This is a genomic window from Zeaxanthinibacter sp. PT1 (assembly GCF_028464225.1).
Lineage (GTDB): Bacteria > Bacteroidota > Bacteroidia > Flavobacteriales > Flavobacteriaceae > Zeaxanthinibacter.
In genome coordinates this window covers 265939-275035 of sequence record NZ_JAQPCN010000004.1, presented here as the reverse complement: position 1 = coordinate 275035, position 9097 = coordinate 265939, and the positions used below count along the sequence as shown (strand labels likewise).

The following is a 9097-nucleotide window of genomic DNA, read 5'->3' as shown; positions in this document are numbered from 1 at the left end:
AAATAATGTTCGCGACCATAAGTCAACAAGAGTTTCCCCTCATCCCTTTATAGCCCCAATGGTCTCAAAATGATTTTCTGTTAATTTTTCGATTCTATTACCGAAGTAATAAAACGCTTTTGTCTACCAATATGTCAATGAACTTGTTTACTTTTCTTTTGCCCTAGAGCACTTACTGTCTCTCAAAGCGGGTGCAAATATACAACCGTTTTTCTCTCCGCCAAACCTTTTTGAAAAAATATTTTTTTTCTTTTGTCTGACTCCAATAATGCTTCAAAGAACGCGGCATCTCTGCCTTTACTACCCGACAACCTTTGTTGTTAGGGGCTGCAAATCTACAACCATTTTTTTCGTTTCGCCAAACCTTTTGGGAAAAAAATTTTTCCCTCTATCCTGACTTCAATAACGACTTAATGAACGTGACATTGCTGCCTTTAATCCCCACAACTCTTCGTTGTTTCGGGCTGCAAAACTACAACCCTTTTTCGTTTCGCCAGCAACTTTTGACAAGGTTTTTTTTAAAAAAAATCCCTGAAGTTTTTAATTCCCTAAAAGTGAGATTATTGCCCTAAAGGCCTAACCGAAAAAGGAAGGAAAAGATAAGTGATTTTCCCAGAACCCGCAAATTAATTTTCCGGCTTTTTTTCTGAAGACCATTTGTTGGTCAGTGTAGCGTAGTCATAATCTATCTTCGCCTCCTGTCTTTCTAAATGCCTGGCGGCAAATGCACGTTGCAAGATATCTTCTATTAAATAGTCTTCATGCACCATGTCCGGGTGGTATTCTTCCTTCAGACTTATATTAAAAAGACTGGCCGTAGTATTATACCAGAATGCCCTCCATCCATTCCGGAGTTCCTTCACCAGGTCAAATGCTGTGATTCCTGTTTGCCGGTAGATCAGTTTCACCAGGATCTGCCCCTCTGTCCGGGTGAGCTTTTTTAATTCTTCGGAAAACTCCTGCTCTATGAACTTCTGAACCTCCCGGGTATACCTCCGGCGCTTACGCTTGGATTGTAATTCTCCAAGCCTGCTGTTCAATTCTACCAATCGGTCCGAAGCCAATTTCGCATAAGGATACACCTTATGTGTTTTCCTCCTTAATATATAGTACCGCAATTTGTCTTCATAAGACTTAAACTCCAGCGGGCTGAAAACAACAACCTCCTCCAACATGATCGATTCCTGGAATGTACTGTCCCCCTCCAATATGATCAGCTTCTCTGCCAGCGAGTCCAACTCTACCTCCTCTACCTGGGAAAATCCTATACTCCCAAGCATCATTACAAGAATATATATGCATTTATATCTCATGCGCCTTACTAAACAAAAGTCTTGCCAAAAGTAAAGATAAACCCCTGACAGCCCTATTAAATAAAAGTGAATTATACTTAGATTTGTACAAAACACAGATACATGACCGCAAAAAAGATCCTTACCAAAAAATCAATCGATTTTTTTGAAAAATACCTCAATAACGCCTCCCCTACCGGGTACGAGTGGGAAGGTCAGAAAATATGGATGGATTACCTGAAACCCTATGTTGATACCTTTATTACGGATACCTATGGTACTGCCGTTGGAGTAATTAACCCAGACGCCAAATACAAGGTGGTCATCGAAGGGCATTCTGACGAGATTTCCTGGTATGTGAACTATATAACGGACAATGGGCTAATCTACGTAATCCGGAACGGGGGTAGTGACCACCAAATCGCCCCGTCCAAATGGGTGAATATCCACACTAAAAATGGGATCGTAAAAGGGATCTTTGGCTGGCCGGCAATACACACCAGGGATAAGAGTAAAGAAGAACCGCCAAAGATTGAAAACATCTTTATTGATATAGGAGCAAAAGACAAGGCTGAAGTTGAAAAACTGGGGGTGCACGTTGGATGCGTCATCACCTATCCTGACACTTTTCATATCCTAAACGAGGATAAGTTTGTTTGCCGGGCCATTGACAATCGCGCCGGTGGTTTTATGATTGCCGAAGTAGCGAGGTTGTTACACGAAAATAAGGTAGAACTTCCCTTTGGCTTATACATCACGAATTCCGTACAGGAGGAGATCGGACTTAGGGGAGCAGAAATGATCACCCAGAGGATTAAACCGAATGCCGCCATTGTCACCGATGTCTGCCACGATACCACTACTCCTATGATCGACAAGAAAAAACAAGGACATACAGAAATCGGGGCAGGACCGGTTATTTCGTATGCCCCTGCCGTTCAGAACAAGCTACGCGAGCGAATCATAGAAACCGCGGAGAAAAAAGAAATCCCTTTCCAAAGGATGGCTGCCTCCAGGGCAACCGGTACGGATACGGACGCCTTCGCCTACAGCAACGGGGGAGTTGCATCTGCATTGATCTCCTTACCGCTGCGATATATGCATACGACCGTAGAAACCGTCCATAAAGATGATGTGGAAAATGTGATCCGTCTTATCTACGAGACACTGCTCACGATCAAGGATGGAGAAACCTTCAGTTATTTTGATTAACAATAAAATCCCCCGCATCCACGGGGGATTTTTTTATATTACCTTATGGAAGAGCGTGTTGCAATTTGGGATGCAGAGGGAAATCCCACCGGGCGTGAAGCTTTAAAATCAGAAGCTCATAAGCATGGCTGGTTTCATCCTACGGTCCATATCTGGTTTTATACGGCGGATGGCCGGATCCTTTTACAGCAACGAAGTGCTGAGAAAACTACCTACCCCCTACTTTGGGATGTTTCTGTTGCCGGTCATATCAGCGCCGGTGAAAGTATCGAAGATGCTGCCCTTAGGGAAACGGCTGAAGAGATCGGGCTCGAGATCAAGTTTTCGGAGCTGGAACAAATAGGGGTATTTAAATCAGTCAGGAAACATCGTGAAGATCTAATCGACTCTGAATTTCATCATACCTTCCTCGGCCTGCTAAACAAACCGATAACCGAACTAAAAAAACAGGATGATGAAGTGGCTGCCCTGAAACTGGTGCCCCTCATCACTTTCGCTGAAGAACTGTGGGGAATGGCCAATCCGGGTAAATACGTCCCGCATCAACCCGGCTATTATAAAACGGTCATCCGCCAGGTTCAGAAAAGACTATAAACTATTTATAAAATCATCCGGGTTCTGCAGCGGATAGGATTGCTGAGTACCGCTTTCCATGTTTTTTACAACAAAATTTCCATCCTTTAATTCCTGCTCACCAATAAGGATCACAAAGGGAACATTCCTGTTGTCGGCATATTTAAATTGCTTCTGGATCTTTGCAGAAGAAGGATATACTTCAGATTTCAAACCTGCACTTCTTAAGCGCCGAACTAATTTAGTAGCGGCCAGTGCTTCTTTATCGCCAAAATTAATACAGAGCACGTCCAAGGCTCTATCCAGGGTCTCCGGAAATAGCTGTAATTCCTCCATAACCAGGTAGATCCTGTCCAGGCCAAATGACACTCCCACGCCACTGATATCCTTTAACCCGAATATGCCGGTAAGATCATCATAGCGTCCACCTCCTCCAATGGATCCCATGGATACTCCTTCCGGCGCAGCCACCTCCAGGATGGCCCCGGTATAATAATTCAGTCCCCTGGCCAGGGTGACATCAATTCGCAGTGTACAGCAATCCAATCCAAGTTCCTCGAGGGTCCCTGTAATATATCGTAATTCCTCTACCCCTTTACTCCCTGCTTCAGAAGAGGACAAGAAATCACTTAACTGCTCCAGTACTTCGGCATTAGATCCTTTCAACGCAAATAAGGGTTGTGCCTTGTCAATAGACTCCTGCGGAATTCCTTTAACCCACATCTCATTGCGCACCCCTTCTTCCCCGATCTTATCCATTTTATCGAGGGCTACAGTGAAATCGACCAGCTTATCCCCTGCCCCAATGACCTCTGCGATTCCGGCAAGAATCTTCCGGTTGTTGAGTTTAATGGTAACCCCTTCTAGTTTGAGATCGGTAAATACAGCATCATACAACTGCACCAACTCTACTTCCTGTAGCAGCGAATCTGAACCTACCACATCGGCATCACATTGATAGAATTCCCTGAATCGACCCTTTTGCGGCCTGTCTGCTCTCCAGACCGGCTGAATTTGGTATCGCTTAAACGGGAATTGCAGCTCGTTCTGGTGCATCACCACGAAACGTGCAAAGGGAACGGTTAGGTCATACCGCAGTGCTTTTTCAGAAATTTGAGAGTAGAGTGATTTAGAATCCTTTTCCTGGTAAATGGCGTCGTCAACTTTTTCCGCAAATTCTCCGGAATTCAGTATTTTAAAAATCAGTCGGTCTCCTTCTTCTCCGTACTTTCCCATCAGGGTATCCAGGTTTTCAAAAGAAGGGGTCTCTATAGGCTGATAACCATAAGCTTCAAAGTGCTTTTGAACAATGCCGATGATATAATTCCTACGAGCTACTTCTGAGGGTAAAAAATCCCTGGTGCCTTTGGGTATTGAAGGTTTTTGTGCCATAACTGCTGTAAATGCTGCAAATATACTTGATTGTTAAACTTCTTGAAAAAAGCCAGCGGCTTTATTCCCCAATAATCTGCTCAAACCAACGATAAAGATCGCCACGGGTGATAACCGCACCTTCCTTGATCAATTCAAATTTGTCCATATGCGGATCTTCAGTATATGCTTTAGAAGCCACCAGGTACTCTACGAAATCGGACTGCCAATTCTTTTTAAACCACGCAAATCCTTCATCATTCCTCAGGTCTATTTCGGGGTTCATCACCTTAATTGAAATAAGTTTCATCTCCTTTTCCGCCATATGGAAGAGGTGCATCTGCTGTTCCGAGATATTCTCAAGGTATTCAACCTTTTGCAGAACGCCCTCCCAGACTAGGTCGCTGAAAACATCCAGTTCGTCCTCCGCTACCTGGGGCTTTTCTTTTTTTAAACGATCCCATTCCTCGGCTGTAATCGATTGTGTCGCCAGGAAGTTTATGAATTCCGGATGCAACTCCTCTAATTGTTCTTTTGTAAGTCTCGTGTATTTCATATGAAAAAAAAGCCGCCCTGTAAGAGGCGGCTTAGTATTTATAATTACTGTTTAGTTAAAGATATACCGCACGCCAAATTGTGCTCTCCACCTGGACCTCACATCCGTTGCTGCAGTAAAAGTACTGCTACGATCCGGATCAAATGTATAGGTTGGGTTATTGCTATCATCTACCGATACTCCTAACAACTGGTTAAAGGCTGGTTCTTCAACAACCCCCCAATTAGAGTTGATCAAATTACCTACATTAAGTACATCAAGACTTAACTGGAGTACGTTGTTCTCTGCCAATTTAAAATCGTGCAGCGCCTTAAGATCCCATCGCCCTTTCCACGGAGCAAGCGCTCCATATCGCTCGGCATATGAACCACGGTTGTCACTCAGGTAGTCATCCTGCTGTATGAACGCCTCAAAAGCTTCTGCCTGCCCTGCTCCGCTGAAATTCATCTGGCCAACTTCTGAAGCTGTAGGGATGTAGATCAGGTCATTGATACTGGAACCATCGTTATTGATGTCTCCCCCGTAAATATAGTTGAAACGGTTCCCGCTGGCATATTCAAAGAAAGTAGATATCGTAGTTCCAAAATCAAAAGCTTTAGAAAGTACCCCGATGAAACGGTGCGTATCACCGTAACGAGAGAATGCTAATACATCCTCGTTGGCATTCCCGACAATGGCATTCCCGACAAAGGCATCCCCTGTAATTTCCGCCTCTATCGAGTTAACCTCTTTAGAGTTCAGGTAGCTATACGCCAGAAGGGTATAAAGACCATTATCAAAGTTCTTCTGAGCCTTGAAAGAAGCATTCCATACACGGCCTTTATCCGAGTTAGTAAATACGAATGCACTGGTAGGTCCGCCAAAGATCTGAGATTTATCATCATTGGTATACACCGCCCTGTTATCAACCCCATTCAAGGTGGCAGAAGGAGTGTCAAGACCCCAGTTCTGAACGTGTGCAGCATTCAGGTCTTTGGTGTAAGCGAAATCTGCAGTTAACACAATACCATTTTCCAGGCTTTTATCAAGTCCGATATTGGTTCTCCAAACCTGCGGGAACTTAAAATCAGGATCTACCAACTGGTAGAAGAAGAAATCTACCCCCTGCACCTGGTTGCCCAACCATACAAATGGGAATCGCCCGGTAAAAACCCCGGTTCCACCACGAACCTGCAGCGTATTATCATCATGCACATCCCAGTTAAATCCTAATCTCGGAGAGATCAGCCAATCGTTGGTCGGCATTTTTTCAGAATCGAGGAATATAGCTTCTCCTGTTTCAGGGTCCGTATACTCTATCGATGGGATATATGTACCGTTTGCTCCTCCTTTTCGTTCAATATTCTCACGCACTTTAGATGCAGTGTCAAAATACAATGGCTTGTCAAAACGAAGACCGTAGGTCAGTTTAAAATTCTCTGCAATATTCCATTCATCCTGTGCATAAAATGCCATCTGACCTACGTTGGTTTCAGCCAAAGACCATCCCCCGGGATTGCCTACACCGTTTGCCTCAAGGCTCCTGTTAGCACTAATAGCCGCATCAAAAGCAGCCTGCAGGTCTCCCGAACTTGCGAAGTTGGGGAAATCTGTGATGGTAGTGGTTGGGAAGAAAACTCCCTGCGCACCATAGGCGCCCAGGTTAAATGAGTTGTCGAACTGGAATTTCTCAAAGGAAAATCCTACTGTATACGTATGATCACCTTTAAAGAAGCTCAGGTTATTGGTCAATTGAAAGACCTTCTGATCCAGGGTATTGTTGATCGAGAATGGCTCGTGCCCTGCAATAATGTAGTTAGAACTTCCACTTGCATCAAGGATAGTAAGCGTCGGCGCAGGTGTTGATAAAGGATTTCTGAAATCGTCAAAATGAGTATATCCAACCTGTAACTTATTCGTTGCATTATCCGATAGCGTACTGTTTAATTCGATCTGTACAGAACGGATATTATTGTTGATTTCATACCCTGCATTTTCAAACTGCAACGTACTCTGGTTAGGTCCCCTGAATCCAAGAGCCGACGGGTGTGCAGGCTTTTCCTTGGAAGCATTCAGGAAATTATAAATTACCGCCAAACGGTTCTTATCATTAATGTTCCAGTCTATCTTAAATATCCCTTTGGTAGATTGCTGGTCAAAATTAAATCCTTCAAACCTTCCCGGATTGTAGAAAATATCATTACCCTGCTCATCCTGCCCGATCACCACCTGGCTTAACAAGTCCTGTACCAATTGGAAATCTGAAGCGGAAACTCTTGATTCATTAATAGCGCCCGTGCCTCGGTTAGGAACAAATCCATTGGTTCCTAAAGATGTAAGGTCGTCTTTTTCAAAGTTGACGAAGAAGAATAATTTGTTCTTAATAATAGGACCTCCGATACTGGCACCATATTGTACCTGTTCCAATCCTGTTTTAAAAACATCGTCCCCGTTGATCTTCCCACCGGTCAGGTCATCGTTTCTGAAAAACCCGTAAGCAGTTCCGTAAAATTCGTTCGTACCACTTTTGGTCACTGCGTTAACGGAAGCACCTGTAAAGCCGGACTGGGTAACGTCATAAGGGGCCGTTGTAACCTGGATCTGATCTATGGCATCCAGGGATATCGGTTGAGAACTGGTCTGTCCACCAGGGGTGGCAGCATCCAGGCCAAATGGGTTATTAAAGATTGCCCCATCCAGTGAAAAGTTGTTATACTGGTCGTTTCTACCTCCAAAAGAAATTCCTGAAGCCCCTGAAGAAGCCGTTGGCTCCAGCCTTGCAAAATCCTCTGCAGAACGTGAAATGGTAGGTAACCTGGTAAGCTCCCTTCTTCCCACACTGGTTTCGGCACCGGTACGATCGCTGCCAAATGTGCCAGTACGATCAGAGATGACGACCACTTCATCCAGGGCCTCGCTTTCCTCGATCAGCTTTAGATCCAGGTTAAAGGTTTTACCCAGGGTCAGGAAGATATCATTAATGGTCTGGGTTTTAAACCCAACATAAGAAGCAGTTAAGACATATGGCCCACCAACTCTTAAGTTTAACAGGTTAAAGCGTCCGTCTTCATTGGTAATAGCTCCGTATTTGGTTCCTGTTGGGGTGTGCACCGCAACAATGTTGGCTCCGAACAGAGGTTCTCCCTGGTAGTCGGCGACAGTACCACGGATGTTAGATGTTGTTACCTGAGCCATGGCGATAAATCCCGTACATAAAAGGGTCACCAAAAGCAATAATCGGGTTTTCATAAGTGTGAATTTAAGTTAGCTAGAAGTTAAATATAAAATAAAAAGGAGCTATGCGCACATAACTCCTTTGTATATTCAGGGGACATATAGGCTGTAAACTATTGTTTATCAGCTACCACTTCGAACGGGAACTCCACGATCACCTCACGGTGAAGGCGAATCTCAGCCTCATAAGGCCCAGCCCTTTTAATGGCGCCTCCTTTAATCATAATGTATTTCTTGTCGATCTCGTGTCCTTCCTTTTCCAAAGCCGCAGCCAGGTCCATATTGGTAACGGAACCGAATAATTTATCGGCAGCTCCAACTTTCGCAGGAATTTTGATCTCCAATGTCTTTAATGCTTCAGCTGTTTTATTAGCCGCATCAACAACTTTCTTCTCTTTATGTGCCTTTTGCTTTAAATTCTCTGCCAACACTTTCTTTGCAGAAGGAGTTGCCAGGGTGGCAAGACCGTTCGGGATAAGGTAGTTTCTACCATAACCGTTCTTTACATTCACCACATCGTCCTTAAAGCCAAGGTTCTGTACGTCTTCTCTTAAAATAAGTTCCATGATCCTTTTCTTTATTACTTTAATAAATCACCAACATAAGGCATCAGAGCCAAATGACGAGCACGCTTTACAGCTTGTGCTACTTTACGCTGGTACTTTAATGAGGTTCCTGTTAGTCTTCGCGGCAATAGTTTGCCTTGTTCGTTTACCAATTTCATCAGGAAATCTGGATCCTTGTAGTCGATATACTTGATACCGGACTTCTTAAACCTACAGTATTTCTTCTGCGTGTTGGTTTCAATATTTAATGGAGTCAGATACCTGATCTCTCCATCTTTTTTACCTTTCGCCTGTTGTTGTAACGTTGCCATAAT

The 9097-nt window shown here is 43.9% G+C and carries 8 protein-coding genes; 2 read left to right on the top strand and 6 right to left on the bottom strand.

What is annotated here, in order from left to right; translation table 11 throughout:
- Nucleotides 1–626: 626 nt before the first annotated feature.
- On the bottom strand, nt 627–1313 hold the full coding sequence (locus tag PP178_RS12375; protein ID WP_272594661.1) for a DUF4294 domain-containing protein: 687 nt from the start codon (nt 1311–1313) through the stop codon (nt 627–629).
- 102 nt (nt 1314–1415) lie between these two features.
- Here PP178_RS12375 and PP178_RS12370 point away from each other — a divergent pair, with 102 nt between their 5' ends.
- Together PP178_RS12370 and PP178_RS12365 are read left to right on the top strand one after the other, a co-directional pair.
- The gene (locus PP178_RS12370) at nt 1416–2504 is read left to right on the top strand and encodes a M42 family metallopeptidase (protein WP_272594660.1); all 1089 of its coding nucleotides are present in this window, start codon (nt 1416–1418) and stop codon (nt 2502–2504) included.
- A gap of 45 nt (nt 2505–2549) precedes the next feature.
- Entirely contained in the window at nt 2550–3098 is a 549-nt protein-coding gene (locus PP178_RS12365) for an NUDIX hydrolase (RefSeq protein WP_272594659.1), read from the top strand.
- Here PP178_RS12365 and hisS read toward each other — a convergent pair.
- From hisS to rpsR, 5 genes are all read right to left on the bottom strand, one after another.
- Nucleotides 3093–4469 carry a histidine--tRNA ligase gene (gene hisS / locus PP178_RS12360; RefSeq protein WP_272594658.1) on the bottom strand — a complete coding sequence of 459 codons (1377 nt, stop codon included), beginning with the start codon at nt 4467–4469 and terminating at the stop codon, nt 3093–3095. The genes PP178_RS12365 and hisS overlap by 6 nt on opposite strands.
- 61 nt (nt 4470–4530) lie before the next feature.
- Nucleotides 4531–5004 (bottom strand): DUF6495 family protein, encoded by a 474-nt coding sequence (locus tag PP178_RS12355; RefSeq protein WP_272594657.1) that lies wholly within the window; start codon nt 5002–5004, stop codon nt 4531–4533.
- A gap of 51 nt (nt 5005–5055) precedes the next feature.
- Nucleotides 5056–8232, bottom strand: a complete 3177-nt coding sequence (locus PP178_RS12350) for a TonB-dependent receptor (RefSeq protein ID WP_272594656.1) — start codon at nt 8230–8232, stop codon at nt 5056–5058.
- Between the two features lie 98 nt (nt 8233–8330).
- A complete protein-coding gene (gene rplI, locus PP178_RS12345; protein ID WP_272594655.1) occupies nt 8331–8783 on the bottom strand; it encodes a 50S ribosomal protein L9 in 453 nt (150 codons plus the stop codon).
- Nucleotides 8784–8797: 14 nt separating this feature from the next.
- Nucleotides 8798–9094, bottom strand: a complete 297-nt coding sequence (rpsR, locus tag PP178_RS12340) for a 30S ribosomal protein S18 (RefSeq protein WP_133645052.1) — start codon at nt 9092–9094, stop codon at nt 8798–8800.
- Between the last annotated feature and the right edge of the window lie 3 nt (nt 9095–9097).

Bases quoted from the DNA above. Each gene is read 5' to 3' on its own strand.
- PP178_RS12375 (WP_272594661.1), bottom strand. From the start codon at position 1,313: ATGAGATATAAATGCATATATATTCTTGTAATGATGCTTGGGAGTATA.
- PP178_RS12370 (WP_272594660.1), top strand. From the start codon at position 1,416: ATGACCGCAAAAAAGATCCTTACCAAAAAATCAATCGATTTTTTTGAA.
- PP178_RS12365 (WP_272594659.1), top strand. From the start codon at position 2,550: ATGGAAGAGCGTGTTGCAATTTGGGATGCAGAGGGAAATCCCACCGGG.
- hisS (WP_272594658.1), bottom strand. From the start codon at position 4,469: ATGGCACAAAAACCTTCAATACCCAAAGGCACCAGGGATTTTTTACCC.
- PP178_RS12355 (WP_272594657.1), bottom strand. From the start codon at position 5,004: ATGAAATACACGAGACTTACAAAAGAACAATTAGAGGAGTTGCATCCG.
- PP178_RS12350 (WP_272594656.1), bottom strand. From the start codon at position 8,232: ATGAAAACCCGATTATTGCTTTTGGTGACCCTTTTATGTACGGGATTT.
- rplI (WP_272594655.1), bottom strand. From the start codon at position 8,783: ATGGAACTTATTTTAAGAGAAGACGTACAGAACCTTGGCTTTAAGGAC.
- rpsR (WP_133645052.1), bottom strand. From the start codon at position 9,094: ATGGCAACGTTACAACAACAGGCGAAAGGTAAAAAAGATGGAGAGATC.